At 54.1% G+C, this 22123-nt stretch carries 19 protein-coding genes; 3 read left to right on the top strand and 16 right to left on the bottom strand.

Annotation, left to right across the window (positions count from 1 at the left end; genetic code table 11):
• Window positions 1-19: 19 nt before the first annotated feature.
• From CFI03_RS15350 to CFI03_RS15330, 5 genes are all read right to left on the bottom strand, one after another.
• Window positions 20-1396: an AraC family transcriptional regulator gene (locus tag CFI03_RS15350; RefSeq protein ID WP_248757876.1), complete on the bottom strand. Its 1377-nt coding sequence runs from the start codon at window positions 1394-1396 to the stop codon at window positions 20-22.
• Between the two features lie 84 nt (window positions 1397-1480).
• A complete protein-coding gene (locus CFI03_RS15345) occupies window positions 1481-2221 on the bottom strand; it encodes a GTP cyclohydrolase II (RefSeq protein ID WP_127495377.1) in 741 nt (246 codons plus the stop codon).
• A 67-nt stretch (window positions 2222-2288) separates the two neighbouring features.
• On the bottom strand, window positions 2289-3215 hold the full coding sequence (locus CFI03_RS15340) for a hypothetical protein (protein WP_248757875.1): 927 nt from the start codon (window positions 3213-3215) through the stop codon (window positions 2289-2291).
• Window positions 3216-3616: 401 nt separating this feature from the next.
• Window positions 3617-3817 carry a copper ion binding protein gene (locus tag CFI03_RS15335; RefSeq protein ID WP_248757874.1) on the bottom strand — a complete coding sequence of 67 codons (201 nt, stop codon included), beginning with the start codon at window positions 3815-3817 and terminating at the stop codon, window positions 3617-3619.
• Window positions 3818-3837: 20 nt separating this feature from the next.
• Window positions 3838-4176, bottom strand: coding sequence for a metal-sensitive transcriptional regulator (locus tag CFI03_RS15330; protein ID WP_127495380.1), 339 nt, complete (start codon window positions 4174-4176; stop codon window positions 3838-3840).
• A gap of 171 nt (window positions 4177-4347) precedes the next feature.
• On the opposite strand from CFI03_RS15330, the gene CFI03_RS15325 reads away from it, so the two are divergent.
• Entirely contained in the window at window positions 4348-5079 is a 732-nt protein-coding gene (locus CFI03_RS15325) for a glycerophosphodiester phosphodiesterase (RefSeq protein ID WP_248757873.1), read from the top strand.
• Window positions 5080-5085: 6 nt separating this feature from the next.
• On the opposite strand, the gene CFI03_RS15320 is transcribed toward CFI03_RS15325, so the two are convergent.
• The 8 genes from CFI03_RS15320 to CFI03_RS15285 form a co-directional block, all read right to left on the bottom strand.
• A complete protein-coding gene (locus CFI03_RS15320) occupies window positions 5086-5952 on the bottom strand; it encodes a YitT family protein (RefSeq protein ID WP_127495382.1) in 867 nt (288 codons plus the stop codon).
• Window positions 5953-6083: 131 nt separating this feature from the next.
• Window positions 6084-7106 carry a substrate-binding domain-containing protein gene (locus tag CFI03_RS15315; RefSeq protein WP_481857688.1) on the bottom strand — a complete coding sequence of 341 codons (1023 nt, stop codon included), beginning with the start codon at window positions 7104-7106 and terminating at the stop codon, window positions 6084-6086.
• A 159-nt stretch (window positions 7107-7265) separates the two neighbouring features.
• Window positions 7266-8258, bottom strand: a complete 993-nt coding sequence (locus tag CFI03_RS15310) for an ABC transporter permease (protein ID WP_127495436.1) — start codon at window positions 8256-8258, stop codon at window positions 7266-7268.
• A gap of 48 nt (window positions 8259-8306) precedes the next feature.
• Window positions 8307-9806, bottom strand: coding sequence for a sugar ABC transporter ATP-binding protein (locus CFI03_RS15305; protein WP_248757872.1), 1500 nt, complete (start codon window positions 9804-9806; stop codon window positions 8307-8309).
• 125 nt (window positions 9807-9931) lie between these two features.
• Window positions 9932-10930 carry a substrate-binding domain-containing protein gene (locus tag CFI03_RS15300; protein ID WP_248757871.1) on the bottom strand — a complete coding sequence of 333 codons (999 nt, stop codon included), beginning with the start codon at window positions 10928-10930 and terminating at the stop codon, window positions 9932-9934.
• Window positions 10927-12717 carry a cache domain-containing sensor histidine kinase gene (locus CFI03_RS15295; protein ID WP_248757870.1) on the bottom strand — a complete coding sequence of 597 codons (1791 nt, stop codon included), beginning with the start codon at window positions 12715-12717 and terminating at the stop codon, window positions 10927-10929. Before CFI03_RS15295 ends, CFI03_RS15300 begins: the two co-directional genes overlap by 4 nt.
• 9 nt (window positions 12718-12726) lie before the next feature.
• Window positions 12727-14343, bottom strand: a complete 1617-nt coding sequence (locus tag CFI03_RS15290; RefSeq protein WP_248757869.1) for a response regulator — start codon at window positions 14341-14343, stop codon at window positions 12727-12729.
• Between the two features lie 146 nt (window positions 14344-14489).
• On the bottom strand, window positions 14490-15311 hold the full coding sequence (locus CFI03_RS15285) for a PaaX family transcriptional regulator C-terminal domain-containing protein (protein WP_248757868.1): 822 nt from the start codon (window positions 15309-15311) through the stop codon (window positions 14490-14492).
• 132 nt (window positions 15312-15443) lie between these two features.
• Between CFI03_RS15285 and CFI03_RS15280 the strand changes: the two genes are divergently transcribed.
• Both CFI03_RS15280 and CFI03_RS15275 read left to right on the top strand, forming a co-directional pair.
• Window positions 15444-16142, top strand: a complete 699-nt coding sequence (locus CFI03_RS15280) for a metal-dependent hydrolase (RefSeq protein WP_248757867.1) — start codon at window positions 15444-15446, stop codon at window positions 16140-16142.
• Window positions 16143-16160: 18 nt separating this feature from the next.
• Window positions 16161-17087, top strand: coding sequence for an AEC family transporter (locus CFI03_RS15275; RefSeq protein WP_248757866.1), 927 nt, complete (start codon window positions 16161-16163; stop codon window positions 17085-17087).
• Window positions 17088-17098: 11 nt separating this feature from the next.
• Here CFI03_RS15275 and CFI03_RS15270 read toward each other — a convergent pair whose 3' ends face one another.
• From CFI03_RS15270 to pruA, 3 genes are all read right to left on the bottom strand, one after another.
• Window positions 17099-18784 (bottom strand): glycerol-3-phosphate dehydrogenase/oxidase, encoded by a 1686-nt coding sequence (locus CFI03_RS15270; protein ID WP_248757865.1) that lies wholly within the window; start codon window positions 18782-18784, stop codon window positions 17099-17101.
• 110 nt (window positions 18785-18894) lie between these two features.
• Window positions 18895-20391, bottom strand: a complete 1497-nt coding sequence (gene glpK, locus CFI03_RS15265; RefSeq protein ID WP_248757864.1) for a glycerol kinase GlpK — start codon at window positions 20389-20391, stop codon at window positions 18895-18897.
• A 112-nt stretch (window positions 20392-20503) separates the two neighbouring features.
• Complete coding sequence (gene pruA / locus CFI03_RS15260; RefSeq protein WP_248757863.1) at window positions 20504-22051, bottom strand: L-glutamate gamma-semialdehyde dehydrogenase; 1548 nt, start codon at window positions 22049-22051, stop codon at window positions 20504-20506.
• Window positions 22052-22123: the final 72 nt, after the last annotated feature.

Genomic DNA, 22123 nt, shown 5'->3' with positions numbered 1-22123 from the left:
AGGCATTTGCCCGAATCGGTTAAAATGACTGCTCGGACAAACGGTATTTCGCGGGGCTGACCCCAACCGTCAATTTGAATAAACGGCTGAAGTAGGTATGATCGGCATAACCGACCAGCTCGCCCACCTGATAGATTTTCAAATTGGTCTCTCTCATAAGCCGGATGGCCTCATGTATCCGAATGCTCGTCAGATGGTGAGTAAAAGTAGCGCCGGTCTGCGAGCTGAACTGATTGCTTAAATAATTGGGCGTCACGCCAAGCCGCTTCGCCAGGCTGACGAGAGACAGCCCTTTGTCACCGTACTCGGTCTCCATAATCTGCATCGCGGAACGAATAATGCGGCTCACGAACTCGTAACGGAGCAGCTTCCCGTCCGTTTCCTCCGTATGCCCCAGCTGCCGCAGACTGTTCAGGTACAAGGAACGCAGCTCCGACACCGCCGCGGTAATCCCGCCAAAGCCCAGCTTGATCGGAATGCCTAGCCGCTCTTCAAGTTCTCTTTTTTTCTTGAGCACGATCTCTTCCATATTCGGAACCGCATGCCTCGAGGTCAGAACGGCTGCATTCATAAAAGGAGGATCATCGATAACAACGACTGTCCCAAGCTCCTTCATATCCTCAGTCAGCTGTTCCTTCATCCAGAAACGGTCGGTCGATTGCCAGAACGGTTTGTCCTCCATTTGAAACGTAAACACTCCCACCCAGCGGAAGGAAGGCAGGGTTGCCTCATCCCTCTGAAGATCGCGCATATACGGCTCGGAGAACAAGGTCTGAACCTTTTTCTCCAGGGAGCTCTGCTCGCGGTGGCGCAATAAGGGAACGGATGATTCGCCTTGGGGCCGTCCGGCGCTTCCGGAATAGGGCTGCGTCAGGCTTCTTGCTTCCATTGTTAGAATCAGCAGGATCTGCATGACCTTCACCCGGATATCCAGCCGCCTAGCGATATCGCTTTCCGGCTCGCCCGAACAGATCTCCATCAATTCTTCAATATGAGGCATCAGCTGCTGCATGGTAGGCGATTCCGCCCGGAACAAATGCTGCTCGATCCGGCTCAGCAAGCAAAACAAATCCGGGTCGTCCACATCCAGGTGCATCGAAAAATAAGTCATCGCTTCATCCGAAGCGTTACGGCTGTGATGAACCTCATCCGGCCGGATCAGCAGCAGATCCCCTGCCCGCTGGATGTATTCCTTGCCGGTGATCACGGTTGCCTGGCTCCCCTGAAGCACGATATTGAGCTCCAGCAGCGGATGCTGATGCTCCTTGTAGGACCAGCCTTTTCCGACGGTGCGCCAATGCGTGCCTAACAGCTGAAAGGCAAGCCGAAAGCTTTCAAGTATGATTTCATGAATGACTTCAGGCACTTCCCCGTCCCGATTCGTCTGCCAAGTCACGCGACCTCACCGCTTCCTGCGCTTTTTCTTGAATTATATCACAGGAGTTATGGAGATGTGACGTACTCATTATATGGAATGCCGCTACTGCTCCGGACAACCGCTGACGAGATGACCCGAGCGGTTGATCTTCGTCTGCAAATATTTTTCGTTATACTCCGACACGTCTCCCCAGAGCGGAATCCGGTCTGCCACGTCAAGCCCGGCATTGCGCAGCGCATCCAGCTTGCGAGGGTTGTTCGTAATGAGCGTAACCGGCTTATCCTTCGGCCGTAAGGAGCGCAGTACCCGGATTGCATCGCCGTAGTTGCGCGCATCATCCACAAACCCGAGGTTAAGGTTCGCCTCTACGGTATCGTAGCCCTGCTCCTGAAGCAAATAAGCCATCGCTTTGCTGAACAGCCCGATACCGCGCCCTTCATGATTCGCCAGGTAAAAGAGCGCCCCCGTCCCGTGCGCCACGATCATCTTCATCGACTGATGCAGCTGGTAACCGCAGTCGCAGCGCTTGCTGCCGAATATGTCTCCCGTATGGCAGATGCTGTGCATCCGGATGAAAGCATCGTCCGCATGCTCGAAATCCCCATAGACAAGCACGCTCGACTGCTGCATCTCCGCAAGATTGGCGCCGGACAGCTTATCTATAATATCCTCGAGCTTGTCTACTTCCTCCTTGCATAACAGCCAGCAATACCAATGAAATATAGCCGTTTGATCATCCAGATTAACCGGCAGCTTAATGGGGCCAACCAAATAAATCTCCCCGTCCTCGCTGTCGATATGCCGGATTTTCCCTTCGAGAATCGAAATAACCTTATCATTCATGGTTCACAAGACCATCCCTTCGCTTCCATTATTGACCTAGGTTGCGCAAGGACAAGGGCTGCTATGCTTATTCAACGACTTTAATCGTATAGGAAGCGGTAAATATATCGCCGTGGCGCTGGAACTGGCCCCATACCTTGTAAAGCCCCGGAGCAGGGAAGGTCGTCTCGAATAATGCTTCCGGTCCCGCCGTCTGCCCCTCCTTCGGATGAACATGCAAATAATGCTTAAGATCAGAGCTGACGATGACCACATGACCGGCCGCGCCGAGGTAAGGCTCCATATCTCCCGCCGGTTCCCCTGTTGCCTCATCCTTGAAGGAGAAAGCGAGCGGCGTTTCCTTACCCGCGTGCAGCTCGCCGGTTTGCAGCGATACGACGGTATTTTGGGCCGTCTCAACAAGCTTCTTGTCCGGTACAAGCGGAACGGCGGCAGCTGTTTTGCCGCCTACCGTCACCTCTGCCTGAGCAACCTGATGAGTTCCTCCCGCGGGGACAAAATCCGCGAAGAGCTGATAGGCTCCGCCTTTCGGAAAGACGGTATCGACCGTAAATTGCCCTTGTCCTTCATCGACCGGATGAAGATGCTGAAATTCGCTCAGATCGCTGCTGACCGCAATGAGATGAATCTCCCTCTCATGGCTTAAAGTGAAATTTTGAACCGGACGGCCGTGCGTATCCTTGAAGTTAAGCTGAATAGTTGCGTTATTGCCGGCCTCAGGCTGCTGCGGCAAGAAGCTCCATTGTACGGTAGCGCTCTGGTTATGCCCTTCCTCATGAGCATGATGATGCTCATGACCGGCGGCGGTGTCGCCCGTTAGCCGCGTGCCGGCTTGATTAAAGGTTACTCCGTATGCGGACGCAGCAGCTGCTGCGGCGGAACCGGATGCGGCCCAGCCCGTTTGGCTGGATGTATAGGCAGCCGACAAAAGAACGGCCATTAGTCCGATATGTAACGTGCGATTTCGATTTTTCCGATTGCGTTTATGCATCATGCGCGATATTCGCCCCTTCCATTTATCCCTAACAATATACCCACAGCCGGTATAAGCTAATCACCCAGGGAGAGGTCAAAAAGCCCTCAATCCCGCGTGGATAAGGGCCTTCAGGGCTTTTAAATGCCAGAAAACGTACGTTGTACGAACTGCAGGATATTCGCCTATATCAGGTAAAACGGGCGCGTTATGTTGTACAGAATGCAGGATATTTGTCCCTATTGGAGCCATTGTGGGCTGTTTTGCACCGATATGCTGCATTCCGTGCAATGTAGAACCTTGCATCGACCAAAGATGCCTCATTAACCTGCATAAAGTACAACGTAAGCGCAGCTCATCCCAGACTAGCAAAAAGGCGCTGCCTGACTCCGTCGGAGTTGGCAGCGCCTCTTTATAGCCGGTTAAACGACATCGTAGCCTTGATCTTCAATCGCTTCCTTTATCGCATCAAGCGATACCTTTTTCTCATCATACTGGACGGTTACTTTGCCCGCAGCCAAATCCACGGAGCCGCTTGCGCCTGCTCCGGTAACGGCCTTCTCCACCGCGTTTACGCAATGTCCGCAAGACATGCCTTCGACCTTCAACGTAACATTTGCCATAACACAAATCCCTCCCGATCTTATTTCATTAATTTATTTACGGTAACGAGCAGCTCGTCAATAACTTCACTTTCTCCCGCCTGAATGCGCTCGATCACGCAGCTTTTCAGATGACCTTCCAGCAGAAGCTTCCCAACACCGTTCAACGCAGACTGCACCGCGGCAATCTGGTTCAGCACATCATCGCAATACGTATCCTTCTCAATCATTGCCTTAACGCCGCGGATCTGACCTTCAATCCGGTTCAGGCGCGATACGAGATTGGATTTCATTTTATCGGAATGATGGCTCTTCCGCTCGGCACCTTGTTGTTCCGGTTCGGTCGAATGGCAATGCTCGGTCTTCTCTTGTTCAATCATCTTTAAATACCTCCAGGGGGTATGGCATAGTCTTATCATATCATACCCCTAGGGGGTATGCAATCGGCAATTTGAGCATAAACATCATTAAGATTAATATGCCGCAAACAAATCGGAAGTAAAGTAAAATCAATTCAATTTTATGATGAAGATGGGAGTGGAAGAACGGTTATGACTACACTTGTGAATTATGCGCACCGGGGAGCTTCCGGCAATTATCCGGAGAACACGATGATCGCCTTCGAGAAGGCGATTGAGCTTGGCGCAACGGGAATCGAGACCGATGTGCAGATGACCAAGGACGGCAAGCTGGTGCTCATCCACGATGAAATGCTGAGGCGGACAACCGGCGTGAACAGCCTTGTTGCGGATACGTTGTCCGATGATCTGCTGCAGCTGGACGCCGGGAGCTGGTTCTCTCCGCATTTCAAGGAGGCAAGAATTCCGACGCTGGAGCAGCTGCTGGACCTCGCCAAGCGGACCGGGACGATCATCAACATCGAACTAAAAAACGGCATCGTACCTTACCCCGGATTGGAGCAAAAGGTAATCGAAACCGTTCGTGCTTACGGCATGGAGAATCAGGTGATCCTCTCCAGCTTTAATCATTATTCGCTTATCGAGTGCAAGCGGCTGGCTCCGGAAATTCGGACTGGCATCTTGTACATGGAAGGCTTATACCGTCCGTGGAAATACGCCTTGTCGATTGGAGCTACCGCCCTGCATGCCTCGCATTTTGCCGTGCTGCCGGACTGGGTTGCGGAAGCCACCCAGCATGGCGTTATCTATAACGTGTTTACGGTCAATGAACCGGTCGAGATGAAGCGTCTGATCCAGGCGGGAGTCGCAGGCATCATTACCGATTACCCGGAACGGCTCACTTCACTGCTAAACAAGCTTTAATCCAGTTTAGTGGATGCTTTTCTTCGTAAAGCCGCCGCCTTGTACGTCGGCAACATTTTCAATCGCGATAAACGCTCTCGTATCAATGTCATGCACAATCGCTTTCAGCTTCGCCACTTCCAGACGGCTGACTACGCAATAAACCATTTGCGTTTCTTCCCTGGAGTAACCGCCGCGTGCCTGGATATAAGTCGTGCTGCGTCCCAGGCGCGTCATAATCGTCTCGGCGATTTCTTCGTACGCGCTGGAAATAATCGTGACGGATTTGGATTCCTCGATACCTTCAACAACAATGTCCATGACCTTGGTTGCGAGATAATAGGTGACCATCGAATACATCGCGGAATTCCATTCAAACACAAATCCTGCGAGGATAAAGATAAAGACGTTGACGATCATGATAATCTGTCCGACCGGCATGCCGAATTTTTTCGATGCCAGAATCGCAAGAATCTCCGTGCCGTCCAGGGAACCGCCGAACCGGATAACCAGACCAACGCCCGCTCCTAGAATGATCCCGCCGAACAGGACGGCCAGCAGTTTTTCTTCGGTAAAGGCATGTACGTGATGAAGCAGCTGCGTGGTAATCGACATTACGGCGATGCCGTAGAGAGTGGATACGGCAAACGTTTTGCCGATCTGCTTGAAGCCGATGAACAGGAACGGAATGTTCAGGATGAAGATGAATAGACCAAGGGGCAAGTGGGTTAATTCGGATACCATAATGGAGATACCGGTGATACCACCGTCGATTACATCATTTGGTACGAGGAATAATTCCAGTGAAACACCCATTAATACCGAACCAATCGTGATAAAAATGGCCCTTTTAAAAATCTCTAAACCGGATATTTTTTTGTGCTCTTTTGCCATCGTGACCTCCAACCTTTTCTTTTTAGGGTAACACAATCCTCAGGTCTTTTCAAAAATCGCGGACAAAAAAATAGCAGCCGGCGTCATCTTATATGACACCCGACTGCTATTGTGTTCCACTATTTTACTGCCTATTCATATAGTACCGCTTTGATTTCATCGCTGTCGATATTGGACTTATCGTAGTAATAGAAGCCCGTATCGATGGTGGACTCTACCTTCTCGCCGCGAATCGCTTCGACGGCTGCCTTAACCGTCTCGTAACCGATGCCGACCGGATTTTGCGTAATGGCTCCGGCCATCACGCCGCTCTTGATCGCGTCGATTTGAGCTTTGCCCGAGTCGAAGCCGATTACGGTAATTTGGCCTTCCTTCTTCAGCTCGGTTACGGCGTTGATCACGCCAACCGCAGAGCCTTCGTTCGCGCCGAAGAAGCCTTTAATATTCGGATGAGCTTGAATCATCGCTTTCGCCAGGTCCGTCGATTTCAGATGATCGCCGCCGCCGTATTGAATGTCGACAATCTTAATATTCGGATATTTTTCTTTGATCCGGTTCACGAAGCCGTCGCGGCGGTCAACGCCCGTAACGGAGGTCTGGTCATGCACAATGACGCCAATCTCTCCTTCTCCGCCGATTAACTCCGCTAGTTTGTCGGCAGCGAGAGCAGCGGCGGCCACGTTATTGGTGGAAGCGGTAGTAATCGGAATATCGCTGTCTACGCCGGAATCGAAGGCGATAACCGGAATACCTGCGTCCTTCGCTTTTTGCAGGAGCGGAACGGAAGCCTGGCTGTCGAGAGCGGCAAAACCAATCGCGCTAGGCTTCTTGTCGAGAGCGGCCTGCAGCATCTCGATCTGTTTGTCGACCTGCGCTTCGGTCTCGGGTCCTTCGAAGGTGATCTCCACGTTGAACTCCGTGGCGGCTTTCTCCGCCCCGGCTTTTACCGCCTGCCAGAATTGATGCTGGAAGCCCTTCGATATAATCGGGATGTAAATTTTGTCTCCGCTCGCTTTGGTTCCGCCGTTGTTCGTGCTGGTTTTGCCGCCCGTATTGCCCGTGTTCTTCGAATTGTCCGAGTTATTCGACCCGCAGGCGCTAAGCATAACAATCGTCATTAACGCAACTACCAGCAATGCCGTAACCTTTTTCACCGAAATCTCCCCTTTGATTTTGAATTCAATCAGATCTTTGGATTCAATCAGATCTTTGGACTCAATCAGATCTTTGGACTCAATCATCCTATATAGAATCACTGGCTCTTCGGCCCGCGAGACTTGCGAAGGCGCCAGAGTTTCTAGCGTGAACCGGAATTACGCTTTGCGACGGCGCAGAATGTCCGCGTAGACCGCAAGCAAGATGACGATGCCGACCACAACGGTCTGCCACTCCTGCGGAACGGACAAGATGCGAAGGCCGTTCGTCAGCACGCTCATAATCAGAGCGCCGATAACCGTACCGACGATTGTCCCCTTCCCTCCGCTGAGCGAGGTACCGCCAATGACAACCGCCGCTATAGCCTCAAGCTCGTAACCGGCGCCAAGCGCAGGCTGCGCGGAGTTGAGCCGGGAAGCAATCAGAATGCCCGCCAGACCGGTGAAGACACCGGTAAGGGTGTAAATGACGATTTTCCAATAGTTCACGTTAACGCCGGACAGCCTGGTTGCTTCCTCATTGCTGCCAAGGGCAAAGTTGTAACGGCCGACGATCGTTTTGGATAATAGAATGCTTCCGATAATGGCGGCGATGAAGAAGATGACAACGGCATTCGGGATGGCAAAGCCCGGGATAAGCTTATCGAAGAACGATCCCTGCGACACCTCGCTGAACACCGGATGATCGTTGAAGTAGATCGGCTTCGTGCCGGAGATGACAAGGGCAAGACCCTTGGCGATCATCATCATGGCAAGGGTGGCGATAAAGGGCGGGATCTTAAGCCTGGCGACCATCACGCCGGACAACAGCCCGCAGACGGCACCCGTCAGGATGCCTCCGATAATGCCAATCGGAACCGGCAGCCCCCAATACGTAATAAACACCCCGGTCATTACCGCGCTTAAGGTCATCACCGTTCCGACCGACAAATCAATGCCGCCCGTAATAATGACAAACGTGGAGCCTAGCGCCAGGACGCCGGTCACCGCGGTTGAGAGCAGAATCCCTACGATATTGGAGAATTGAAAAAAGTTGCTGGACGAAAAGGTGAATACGAGAATAAGGACGATCAGACTGGCAAAAGCAAGCACCTGCTGCAGAACGCCCGGCTTCAGAATAATCGCGGTCTGCTTGCCGCCAAGCTGCGCCATTTCGGCTTTTGGCTGCATTTTCATAGAGATTCCCCCTAAACTCCGTTGTTAAGCTCTTAATGTCGCATATCTCATAATCTGCTCCTGCGTGGCTTCCTCACGGTCCAGCTCACCCGTGATGCGCCCTTCGCACATCACGATGATGCGGTGGCTCATCCGCAAAATCTCCGGAAGCTCTGAGGAGATCATAATGATCGATTTCCCCTTGGCGGCGAGATCGTTCAGCAGCTTGTAGATTTCGCTTTTTGCTCCAACATCGATCCCGCGGGTCGGCTCATCAAAGATCAGAATGTCGCAATCGCGAGTCAGCCATTTACCGATGACAACCTTCTGCTGATTGCCTCCGGAGAGGAATTTGACGTCCTGGTCGATATGAGGCGTCTTCACCTTCAGCATCTCGACAATCTGTTCGGCCGCCTTCGCAATCTTGCTCCGGTTCACCCAGCCTACCCCATTCACGTATTGCCGGAGCGAAGCGACAGCCACGTTGGTCTTCACATCCATCTCCACGATGCAGCCGTACCGCTTGCGGTCCTCCGACAAATATCCGATTCCCGCCTGCACCGCGTCATAGGGCTGCTTCATTACTACCTTGCGGCCATGCACCGTTATCTCGCCCGAATCGATCGGATCGGCGCCAAAAATCGCTCTCGCCACCTCGGTCCGACCCGCTCCAATGAGCCCCGCGAAGCCGATGATTTCTCCTTTGCGGAGCTTAAAGCTGATATTGTCGAGCGCTCCCTTACGGCTTAGCCCCTTCACCTCAAGAACCGTCTCGCTGTTCTCCGCTATCCGGTTCTGCTTGGTGCTGTCGTAGATCTCGCGGCCAACCATCATCGCAATGATCTGCTCGTTCGTAACGGAAGCCGTCGGCACCGTATCGATGTATCGACCGTCCCGCATGACGGTAATCCGGTCGGTAATCCGCTTCAGCTCATCCATCCGGTGCGAGATGTAGACGATGCCAACCCCGCTTGCTCTAAGCTGGTTTATAATAACGAACAGATCATCGATCTCCGTATCGCTCAGCGCCGCGGTTGGTTCGTCCATGATGAGCACCTTGGCGTCGTAAGACAACGCTTTGGCGATCTCCACCATCTGCTGCTTCGCTACGGTAAGATTGGCGACCGGTTCATCCGGATCCAGCTCCATGTTCAGCCGCTCGAACAACCGCTCGACCTTCCGCCTCAGCTCCCGCTCGTTCAGGAACAGCCGAAGTCCCCGCCGGGGCTCGCGTCCGATATAGATGTTCTGCGCCACCGTCAGATCGGGGGCTAGGTTAAGCTCCTGGTGGATGATTGAAATCCCCAAATTCTGCGCGGTTTTCGAATTGGGTATCTCGACTTCCGTTCCGTCGTATACGATGCTTCCCCCATCCTTCTGATAGACGCCGGTCAGCACCTTCATCATGGTCGACTTGCCTGCTCCGTTCTCTCCGACCAGCGCGTGCACCTCGCCCCGCCTTAACTCGAAGCGGCAATCCTGCAGGGCTTGAACGCCCGGAAAATACTTATTGATTCCTTCCATGCGAACGAGTATGTCCTTCATGCACAATCACTCCATCCCGCTGTAACTAAGCTCATTCTAAAACGCTTTCGCTTTTGCCAGAATGGAATAATGTATTTGAATAGTTGAAAAAAATCTGTTCTGATCCTATTAAAAAAAAGAAAAAGCTACTCTCCCACAAAGGGGAAGAGCAGCTTCTGATTTTGTTCCGTATACATATTGTCTTTGTTGATAATGACCGATTCCGTATCGATCAGCTTCGGCACCTTCTTGCCCCGTACCGCTTCGATGGCCGTCTTTACGCTGAGGTAGCCCATATTGTAAGGCTTCTGAACAATGGTTGCTTGCAGCACGCCGCTTTCAATCAGCTTTACTTCGTCCACCGAGCTGTCGAAGCCTACAAGCTTCACTTTCCCGCTGAGCCCAAGCTCCTCAATGGCCCGGCCGGCGCCAACGGTAGAAGGCTCATTTAGCCCAACAATCCCTTCAATGCCGGGATTTTCGGTGAGAAGCTCTTTGGTCAGCTCATAGGCCTTCTCGAGCCGGCCTTCGCTATAGAGCGTGCTTGCCACCTCAATATGCGAGTGCCCTTCCAGCCACTGCCGCACGCCCTTTTCCCGTTCAAGCTGCGACGAGGTTCCGTAAACGTAGCTCATAATGGCGATTTTCGAGGAAGCGGACTCCGGCAGCAGCTTGGCCATCTCTTCTCCGGCCTTCTCTCCGGCTGCTATATTGTCCGTTGCGATAAAGCTGAGCGCATCATCGCTGTTAATGCGGGAATCCACCGTAATAAGCTTGATGCCCGCCTTAACGATCTGCTGGGCAACCGGAACGAGCCGGTTATAATCGGTCGCGGCCATCACGATCGCATCCGGCTTCTGCCGGATGGCCTGCTCCAGCTGCTCCATCTGAATATCGATCTCCGTCTCGGACGGAGGTCCAATAACCTGAACATTGGCGCCGAATTCATTGGCCGCGTCCTCAACCCCGGTGATCAGCACCTTCCAGAAATCAATCGCCGAGCTTTGTGCCTTTACCGTAACGATGATGTCGACGGGCTTCTCCGTACGCTGGCTTGCAGCCCATTTATAGATGCCAACGACAGCAATTACGATAAGAATCGCGGCAATGGCGACAGAGGCCGATCTGCGTCTGTACTCGCTCATGCGCCAACACCTCCCGCCAATTCATCGCCTTCAATGGCGGCAATCCTTACCGTTACGGTTGTCCCTTCATCCTGTACGCTTTTGTACGTCAGACCATACTCCTTGCCGAAATAAAGCTGGATCCGCTCGTGGACGTTCACTACGCCAACGCCTTTGCTTTCCCGGTCGCTTCTCCTCGGCTCCAGAATGGTTCGGAGCGCTTCCGCCTCCATCCCAACGCCGTTATCGCTTACTTCCAGCCAAATATAACCGTCCCGCTTGCCGCCGGTAACCTGAATCGTTCCCGTCCCGATTCTGTTCTTGATGCCGTGGTAGATCGCATTCTCGAGCAGCGGCTGGAGCAGCACCTTCAGCGTGCGGTACGAATAGATATCCGGATCCACGTCAATATGGAAATCCAGCTTGTCCTTGTACCGGATTTTCTGGATCGTCAGGTAGTTGGCGACATGCTCAATCTCCGTACGGATCGGGACCAGCTCCTGTCCCCGGCTGATGGAGGAGCGGAACAGCCGCGCCAGCGCGGAGGTCATCAGAACCACCTCGTCCGTCTTTTTCCCCTCGGCCATCCAGATGATCGAATCCAGCGTATTGTACAAAAAATGCGGGTTAATCTGCGCCTGCAGCGCCGTGAGCTCGCTCTTCCGCTTAATCTCCTGCTCCCGGACGACCTGGCTCATCAACTCCTCGATCTTGACGACCATCAGGTTAAACGTGCGGGCAAGAGAAGCAATTTCCCTCGGATTGCCGATAGGCACCCGGATGTTGAAGATCCCTTTCTCCACCTTCTTCATATGCTCCTGCAGCTGCTTGATTGGACGGGACAGATTACGAGAAATAAAGACGGCAAGCAATAGGCCTACAATTAAGCAAAAGACTCCCGCCGCCACCATCGACAGCTGCATTTCGCGTTTGTTGCCGATTAACTCATTGACGTAAGATACGCCAACGATTTTCCAGCCGAAGCCGGTATCCTGAATCGTATAGATCCGGCTTGTTTTCCCTTCCTCTGTCGTAAAGCTACCGCTGCCCTTTGCCAGCACCTCGTCGATTTTCTCCGACTTCAGATTGCTGTAGATCAACTGCTGCTGCGGATGGTAGACGATATTGCCGTTCTCATCCACGATAAATACGTACCCGCGTTTGCTTAAGTCAATGTTGTTCAGTGTGTCGTTGATAACGCTGAAGTTCAAGTCGACAAGCAGCACACCGCGCGGCTCCGTCTGATCCTTGCTCCACAGCTCCCGGCTGAGCGATACGACCCAGTCGTATTCATCCTTGAACATATGCTGGACATGGGAGGAAGACACGACGATCCGGCCCGATGCTTCCTGCGCGCTGGTGTACCAGGGCTGTTCCGCCAGCTTGACGCTTGGATTCAGCTCGACATGCTCGCGGTCCGAGACGAACCGGCCGTTATAGCCAATCACGTTAATCGAAGCGATGTCTTTGCGAGAAGCGATAATGGAGTGAAAATATGCCGAGATCCGCTGCTCGCGCGCCAGCTCCTCCGGGCTTGTCCCGGCAGTGCCCGCTTCGCTTACAAACTCGCGGACATCTTCGTTGCTGAGCGCGAGCATCGATATATTTTCCATGCTGGTAATGTAGGTCTGAATGTTGGCGTTTACCTGGCGGATCAGCTCCGCCGTATAGTCCTGGGCCGTCTCGCGGACGGATGAGGCCGACAGCTGGTAAGAGATGACGCCAAGCAGGATAGCCGTTAGCAGAATAAGACAGGCAGAGGCGGCGGCGATATTCGTCTGAATGCTTTTGAATTTAAATAATTCCATAAGCGCGCCTCATGCCTGTTCCGCCGCCGTCCGATGACGGTAATCCGTTGGGGACTCCCCCGTGTGCTTCTTGAACAAAACGCTGAAATACTGCGCATCGCTATAGCCGGTTCTGGCGGCAATCTCGTAGGTTCGCAGGCCGGTAAATTTCAGCAGCTCCTTCGCTTTGTCCATCCGTACGGCAGTCAGGTACTCGATAAAGGTTCTGCCGGTGTGGGCTTTAAAGGCCGCGCTGAAATAGCTGACGCTCATATGAACCTGCTTGCAGACGGCTTTCACCGATAGATTCTCGTCCTCGTAATTGGACTCCAGATAGACGATCGCTTCCGCAATCTGCGACCGGCACTGATCGTTGCGTGTTGCCGTTACGCTATGAACCGCTTGCCGGCAGGCCGTCTTCAGCCAGTCCCCGATCTCTTCCATTGTCCTGAACCGGTAAATTTCGGTCATCGGGTTAATGCCCTTTCCGAACACCTCGGATTCCTTGCAGCCAATATCGCCAAGCACCTGCATGACGGCAAGAATCGTTCTTTGAATGCGCAAATAGCAGTGGTCGATGCTGGTCAGTTCCGCTTTATTATATTGGATAAGCGCTTCGATAGCCCACTCTACTTCATTCGCCGTACCCGTCTTGATTCCCGCTATTAATTCGCGGTCGAACTCTGCCGGATGCCCGGCCGGCGAGCTTCTGCGCTTCTCCATGTCCAGTATGCTGATAATGCTGTTGTCGCCAAGCACAAGCCGGTAATCCAATGCCGCAGCCGCAGCCTTGCAGGTCTCTCTGATTCTCGTACAGCTATGAACGGTCATCCCGATTCCGACCGAAACGGTCAGCTTCAGGAATTGAACCGCCGATTGCCGGATACGCTCAGCCAGCTCCTGCGCCTTCTCTTGCAGCAGCTCCTCGCGCTCCCCGCCAAGGACGGCCATCACCCGTTCCTCTCTGCTGCGGAAAACAACGGCCCCCGGTTCCGCGCTAATAATCTCCTGCGCGATATTGTATATGGCAAACCTAAGCAGCTCCCGGTCCGTATCCGCGCCGCCCTGCTCCTCCAGCCGGTCCGTGTCGATTGCCAGCCCCAGATAGCAAGGTCCCGTCAATTGAATCTGGAAATAGTGCAGACGCGACGCAATCTCCTTCTCGCTTAAGGCCATCGTCGACATCCGCTCGAGGAAACGTTCCTTGAGGAGCGGCATGCTCTCATGCAGCTGGCTTTGCAGCCGGGCCAGATCCTCCCGCTCTCTCTTCTCCTCGTCCAGCTCCAGCCGGAGCTTATGCAGCATCGCCGAGAACTCGGCAGCCGTTACCGGCTTCAGGATGAAATCCTTTACCTTCAGCTTCAGCGCCTGCTGCGCATATTCGAAATCATCGTATCCGGTCAGGATCACGACCTTTGTCTCCGGATACCGTTCCATGACTTCGCGGGACAAGGCCAGCCCGTCCATAAACGGCATGTTAATATCCGTCAGCACGATATGCGGCCGCAGCCGTTCGATCTCCTCCAGCGCCTGCACGCCATTCTCGCAATCCGCCACGCACCGAAAGCCAAGCTCCTCCCATGGTATGCGCTCCCTGATGCCTTCCCTTACGACCGCTTCATCGTCAACCAGCAATATCGTATACAAGGACGTTCCCCCTACTGCCTATCAGGATTGGAATTGTATGCGCTTTTATTATAGTCAGCGAAATAGATTTCCGGCAATGAGGAAAAAGAACAGCGCAAAAAACCTCACTGTCCGTGAGGCTCCTCCTTGCTCATGCGGCATCTCCTCTAGCGTCCGAGGAAATGCTCCACAAAGGCGCGGTAAGGCGATTGCTCGGGTATCGCTTGCGCGATTTGACGCAGGCTTGCCTGAAACTGCTGCATTTGCCTCTTTCCTGTCCAATCGTCCGGAAGCAGCGGATCCGGAAGCATAGGATCGCGTAAGCCAAGCTCCGCAATGATCTCGCCAAGTTCGAGAAAAAGGACAAATAATTGCAGTCCGTCCTCATCTCCCGTATGTTCAATCAACGCCAAAGCAGGTACCAGGTGCTCTTGTAACCATCGGTCTTTATCTCGATACAACGCCCGCAGCTCCTCAAGCGGCCATAGACGGAAGGAGTGCTCCGGCGTGATGTCATTATGTACAATCCTTGTACTCGTCACCGTTATATATCCGGCAACCTCGCACTGCCGGCCGAGCCGGATGACCTCATCCCTGTAATCCCATGGCGAGACATAGACGCTTTTATAAAGCGAACCAAACCCCAGCTGTAACAGCTCCGATCGGAAGCTATCCCTTCTGCGTCGTTCCGATTCCGGAATCTCGAACATAACCATGCACCACTGCCCGTCCCATTCCTTTTCGTACAAACCGGGTTTAGCGTTAATGATCCGGATGAATTCCTCGCCAAGAGGCGTTGCCTTGTACCGGGAACGTTCCGCCGATTCGGCATAGCCTTCCTTCTTCAGCCTGGAAAGAGCGTTGCGCACAATCTGATGGGAGATGCCCCGCGCTTCATACACCTCGATAAGCCTGCCGACGGCTGCGCCCGATCCGGCTCCGTCCCCGCTGGTCAGGAGATACAGCAACTGTTTCTCTATCGATAACAAAGGCTCCACGGCTCCTTTGACAAAAATAAACAAAAAAGATTGACATTTATTCACTGTCAATAATATAACATAAATATAAACGTTCGTATATAAATTGGTTATAAAATTCTTTTTGAAAGCGAGGCCTCGCTTATGCGCATTGTTTATCACGGACATTCCTGCATCCAAGTGACCCATGATGCCGTTTCCGTCATCATCGACCCTTTTTTGACCGGCAATCCACTCGCCGTCTCCAAGAGTCTGGAACAGATTAAGACGCAGTACATCCTGCTGACCCACGGTCATTCCGATCATATCACCGATGCCATTCCGCTGGCAAAACAAAACCATGCCCCGATTATTGCCGTTGAAGAGCTGGCTATCCATCTGGGAAGGCATGGCGTTCAGGTCGAGCCGATGCATGTCGGCGGTGCTTGGGACTTTCCGTTTGGGCGCGTCAATCTGACGCCGGCTCTTCATACTTCATCCGCCCTATCCGAGGATGGCCAGATTGTCTATACCGGATCACCGGTCGGAATTATTCTCGAGATAGACGGGTTTACCCTCTATCATGCGGGAGATACCGGATTGTTTGGCGATATGCGTCTGATTGGGGAACGTTTCGATATCGACATTGCCTTCCTGCCGATTGGCGGACGATTTACGATGGGTCCGGAAGACGCCGCAATTGCCGCGTCATGGATTAAAGCGCGCCGCGTCATTCCCATTCATTACGATACATTCCCTATCATTAAGCAGGATGCCTCTCTTTTCGTTCAGATGCTTCTGCAGCGAGGGCTTGCCGGTCAAGTACTTGCACCAGGCGAGCAAGTGGTTATTCACTCAAGCTAATCAAAGGAGTTGCTCTCATTGAATATATGGCATACCTTCCTCTACATTATCGTTCCGATCCTTATTCCGCTCGCAATCGGCGCACTGCTCCATCGCAAGTTCAAGTTCGAGCTTGGCGGTTTCTCCAAGATGCTTATGTATTACTACATTCCCGCCCTTGCTTTTGTAAAAGTGTATGAAGCCGAGCTGACCGCTTCCTTGATCGGTACCATTTTCCTGTTTCTCGCTGCGCAGTTCATCTTGATTGTCCTGCTCGGTCATGGCGTAAGCCGGATGCTTCGCCACCCAAAGCCGCTTGCCGCCAGCTTCTCGAACAGCATCGCCTTAACGAATAACGGCAATATCGGTATCCCGGTTAATGCCATGGCGTTCAAGCACGATCCGTTTGCGATGTCCATTCAGATGATGGTCGTAACCTTTGAGCTGTTCGCAACCTTCACCTTTGGCCTGCTGAATGCCAGCAGGGCGGCAAGCGGGCTAAAAAAATCGCTGCTGCAATTTGTTAAAATGCCCGTCCTGTATGCCATTATCGCCGGAACACTGCTGCGGCTCGCCCATATTGACATGCCGGAACCGCTGCTGACGCCTTTATCAACCATTGCCGACGGGATGCTCAGCTTCGCATTGCTCACGATTGGCGCACAGATGGCATCCACGATGCTTAAGCTTCATACGATTACCGTCTTGTGGAGCAGTCTCCTCCGCCTTGCGGCAGCTCCCGTTATAGCCTGGCTGCTTCTTGAGCTCATGCATATAGAAGGCGTTACGGCGCAGGCGCTCTTTATCGCAAGCGCGATTCCGACTAGCCGCAACAGTGCCGCACTTGCCCTTGAATACAACAATGAGCCTGGCTTTGCAGCCCAGGCCGTGCTGTTCTCCACCCTGCTCAGCAGCGTAACGCTAACGATCATCATCCAGCTGTCGGGCACGCTATTCCCGGCATAACCATACTAGCCCTACTCCATCGGCTTCACCGCCAGCTGGAGCTCGCGCTCCAGCTGCTCCGCATAAGCCGCGCTGACGCCGGGCGACCAACCGAATAGCTCCGCCATATAGCGGTGCACGCCGTCCTTCCAGCGGATGACCCGGCTGCGGTCGAACAGGAGGCTGCCGCTGCGGCGGATCCAGAAATCGACCGGCTTGCAGGCCATCTCATGGCGGATGGCATAAAGCAGCTCAAGAAGGAGCGTAACCGGAAGCTTTCGGCGGATCGCTTCTTCCTGCGCTTCGGGCATAAGGCCGAGCACGGTATCGATGTTGGACCCGAACCGGCGGACAAGCCGTTCCGCATCCGGGCCGGCAAGCCCCGCTTTGGCGGCAGCCGCCTTTTTATCCGCGATAAATCGCTTATATCCACCCGACCCGCCAACATCGCCGCCCGAGATCGGAAGCGTCTTCGTCCGGCTCTCGCCTATACCGCTCCGCCCGGCTTTAACGAGCTGCTCTGCGGCCTGGTCCATAACCGTCTCGGCCATTTTCCGGTAGCCGGTCAGCTTGCCGCCTGCCATGGAGAGAAGGCCCGAAGGCGACACCAGCACCTCGTCGCGCCGGGAAATCTCCGACGGGTCTTTTCCTTCCTGATGAATAAGCGGCCGTACGCCAGCCCAGCTCGATTCCACGTCCTCGGCTTTCAGCCCAAGCGTAGGGAACATATCGTTAGCCGCTTTCAAAATATACGTTCTGTCAGCAGCCGTCATCCGCGGATGGACAAGGTCCTCCTTATAATCGGTATCGGTTGTGCCGATATACGTCTTTCCGTCGCGGGGAATCGCAAACAGCATCCGCCCGTCTTCCGAGTCGAAGTAGATGGCCTGACCAAGCGGAAAACGTCTCTGGTCGAATACGAGATGGACGCCTTTCGTATGATGGAGCGTCTTCCCCTTCTTGGATCCGTCCTTCTCCCGTATCGCGTCAACCCAAGGACCTGCGGCATTGATCGTAACCTTTGCCTTCACCTGTCCCGTATTTCCCGTCAGGCGGTCCCTCACGTCCGCGCCAACGATCCGCCCGTTCTCGTACTGCAGCGATTCGGCCTTCACGTAAGAGATCGCGCAAGCTCCGAGCTCTACGGCTTTTTTCATCACTTCTATCGTTAATCGGGCATCGTCGGTACGGTACTCGACATAATAGCCGCCGCCCTTCAGGCCCTCCCGCTTCAGAAGCGGCTCGCGCGTGACCGTCTCGTCTTTTCCAAGCATTTTCCGCCGCTCGGCGCGTTTGACCCCTGCCAGAAAGTCATACAATCGAAGACCAAGCGAAGTACTGAACATCCCGAAGGTACCGCCTTTATAGATCGGGAGCAGCATCCATTCCGGCGTTGTCACATGCGGCCCGTTCTCGTATACAATCGCGCGTTCCTTGCCGACCTCGGCTACAACTCCAATCTCGAGCTGTTTCAAGTAACGCAGACCGCCATGCACCAGCTTGGTCGAGCGGCTTGACGTTCCCGCGGCGAAATCCTGCATCTCCACCAGCGCCGTCTTTAATCCCCGCGTAACCGCGTCAAGCGCGATCCCCGCCCCGGTAATGCCTCCGCCGATAATAAGCAGATCGTATTCCTCCGCCTGCAGCCGCCCGAACTGCTCCTCTCTCTTTAGAGCGTTAAAAGTTGGTCCTCCCCCATGCCCGTTCCCGCTTGCCATTACGAACAGCTCCTATCGCAAATTCTTTATCTTCTGTGGAAAAAAGAAAACCGCGAACATTTCTCCATTATGCTATTACGCATGATGAAGAACTGCCACGGTCTATTCCCTTATCGAAAAGCCATTGCCGCCTTTACGGCTTTCTGCCAACCGGCATACAGCTGTTCTACCCGCTCCTGTGCCATCGCCGGCTCAAAAACGAGGTCCAGCCGCCGCTGCTCCAGAATCTCCCCGCGGCCCTGCCAGTAGCCAACCGCAAGCCCAGCCAAATAAGCGGCGCCAAGCGCCGTTGTCTCGCTGATGACCGGCCGTTCAACCGGCACGCCAAGCAGATCGCTCTGGAACTGCATGAGCAAATTGTTGCGGATCGCTCCGCCGTCCACACATAGCGTTTGCAGCGGAATGCCCGCCGACTGCTCCATCGCGTCCAGCACATCCTTCGTCTGGTACGCAATGGACTCAAGCGTTGCCCGGACAAAATGCTCGCGCCGGGTTCCGCGCGTCATGCCGAATACCGCGCCGCGGACTTCGCTGTCCCAATAAGGCGTACCTAGCCCGACAAAGGCCGGAACAACGTAAACGCCTTCCGTCGAATCCACGGAAGAAGCCAGCTTTTCGCTCTCCTCCGAGGACTCGATCAATTCCATGCCGTCGCGAAGCCACTGCACCGCCGAGCCCGCTACGAAGACGCTGCCTTCAAGCGCGTATTCCACCTGCCCGTCAAAGCCCCAGGCGATGGTCGTAAGCAGGCCATGCTCCGAACGGATCGGCTCCGTGCCGGTGTTCATCAGCATAAAGCAGCCGGTACCGTACGTGTTTTTCGCTTCGCCCTTCTCAAAGCATCCGTGCCCGAACAAAGCGGCCTGCTGGTCGCCCGCAGCGCCAGCGATGGCAATAGGCCCGCCAAACAACGCCGCTTCCGTTGTGCCGTACACCTCGGAAGACGAGCGCACCTCCGGCAGCATGGAAGCCGGAATGTCCAGCCATTCGAGCAGGTCCGCATCCCACCTCAGCTCATGAATGTTGTACAGGAGCGTCCGCGACGCATTCGAATAATCCGTCACGTGAACCGCTCCGCCGGTCAGCTTCCAGATCAGCCAGCTGTCCACGGTGCCGAATAACAGCTCGCCGGCCGCGGCTTTGTCACGCGCTCCCTCTACCTCGTCGAGTACCCATTTCGCCTTTGTTCCGGAGAAATACGGGTCGATCAATAGCCCGGTTTTCTCCCGGATCGGCATTTCATGGCCAGCTTCCTTCAGCGCTTCGCAAATGCCAGACGTCTGGCGCGATTGCCAGACGACGGCGTTATAGACGGGCTTGCCCGTCGTTTTGTCCCAGATGATCGTCGTCTCCCGCTGGTTCGAGATGCCGATTGCGGCGATGCGCTCCGCCTTCAGGCCTTCCTTCGCAAGCAGCTCGCGTATCACCTTCAGTGAGGTTTCCCACAGCTGCATGGCGTCCTGCTCTACCCAGCCCGGATGCGGAAACGCGCAGTCCACCGCCGTCTGGGCAATTGCGCGCGGGTTCCCCGCTTTATCGAATAAAATCGCACGTGTGCTCGTTGTCCCTTGGTCCAGCGCGATGATATAGGTTTCCTGCTGCGTCATAATGATCGATCCCCTTTTTCCGTGAATCCTGCATTTCCCAAGTACCCGCTTCCACTATTGTATTCTATTCGAGGCGCTGAGCCAAACTCCCTTTGCCGGGCGCTTACATTCCTTAATATCTCTCCGATACGATCTTTGCCTGCGTGAACAGCAGCAGGTAATCGCGGCCGCCCGCCTTGGAATCCGTACCCGACATATTGAACCCGCCAAACGGATGGGCGCCAACAAGCGCACCCGTGCATTTGCGGTTTAAATACAAATTGCCTGCCATAAACTCGCGCCGAGCCTGCTCCAGATGCGCCCGGTTGCTCGAGATCACGGCCCCCGTCAAGCCAAATTCCGTATTGTTCGCGATCTCAAGAGCATTCTCGAACGATTTGGCTCTCGTAAAAGCAAGCACCGGGCCAAAAATCTCCTCCAGCGAAATGCGCGCATTCGCGTCTACATCCGCAAAGATCGTAGGCTCGATAAAATAACCGACCGAATCATCGGATGCTCCACCGGCGACCAGTCTGCCTTCTCCCTTGCCGATCTCGATATACTCCTGGATTTTGCGGAATGCCTTATCATCGATAACGGCCCCTACATTCGTGCTGGCATCAGCGGGATCGCCTACCTTAAGCCGGTTAGTCCGGTCCAGAACCTTCGCGAGCACTTCGTCGTACACCGCTTCGTGGACGATGGCTCTCGAGCAGGCGGAGCATTTTTGCCCGGAAAAGCCAAAGGCCGAAGCGACAATCGAATCCGCGGCCAGATCCAGATCCGCGTCCGCATCCACGATGATCGCGTCTTTGCCGCCCATTTCGGCAATGACGCGCTTGATCCATTTTTGCCCCGGCTGCGTCTTTGCCGCCCGTTCGTTTATCCTTAATCCCACCTCTCGGGAACCGGTAAAGCTGACGAACCGCGTCAGCGGATGATCCACCAGATAATCGCCAACCTCGCTGCCCGGACCAGGCAAATAATTGACAACGCCCGCAGGGACGCCGGCTTCCTCGAGCAGCTCGAAAAACTGCGCCGCAATAACCGACGTCGGGCTGGCCGGCTTCAGAACAACCGTGTTGCCGCATACGAGAGCGGCCGTGGTCATGCCCGCCATAATAGCGAGGGGGAAATTCCAGGGCGGAATGACAATACCGACGCCAAGCGGAATATAATAAAGTTGATTCTCCTCATCGTCAAGAGGAGTCAAAGGCTGCGGCTTGCTTATGCGCTGCAGCTCGCGCGCGTAAAATTCCATAAAGTCTATCGCTTCCGCCGTATCCGCATCGGCCTCGGCGCGCGTTTTGCCCGCTTCAACCGTCATCCATGCGGAGAATTCATGCTTGCGCCGCCGCAACAGCGCCGCTGCTTTATATAAATACCTGGCCCTTTCGTTTGGCTCGGTAAACTTCCAGCTGTCGAAGGTGCGAGCCGCTGTCTGAATGGCCTCTTCCGCAAGACTGGCATCCGCTTGGGAGACTACGCCGATCACCTGATTTTTGGAGGCCGGATTCGTGGACGGCAAGGTCCGCGTCGTCGTAATCCGGAGGCCACCGATCACCAGCGGATATTCCCTGCCCAGCTTGGAACCCACCAATTCAAGCGCCGCATCGTACGCCTTATTATTTGCTTCCGACTGAAAGTTCGTGAAAGGTTCATTCTTAAATGTTGCCCTCATACCCGCATCCCCCTTCGATACATGCTCACTATTCCATTTATAGTTCATCCGGCAGGACGTTATGTTTTTTAC

The organism is Paenibacillus sp. ATY16, from assembly GCF_003399985.2.
GTDB lineage: Bacteria > Bacillota > Bacilli > Paenibacillales > Paenibacillaceae > Pristimantibacillus > Pristimantibacillus glycanilyticus.
This window is presented reverse-complemented; position numbering and strand designations above follow the sequence as displayed.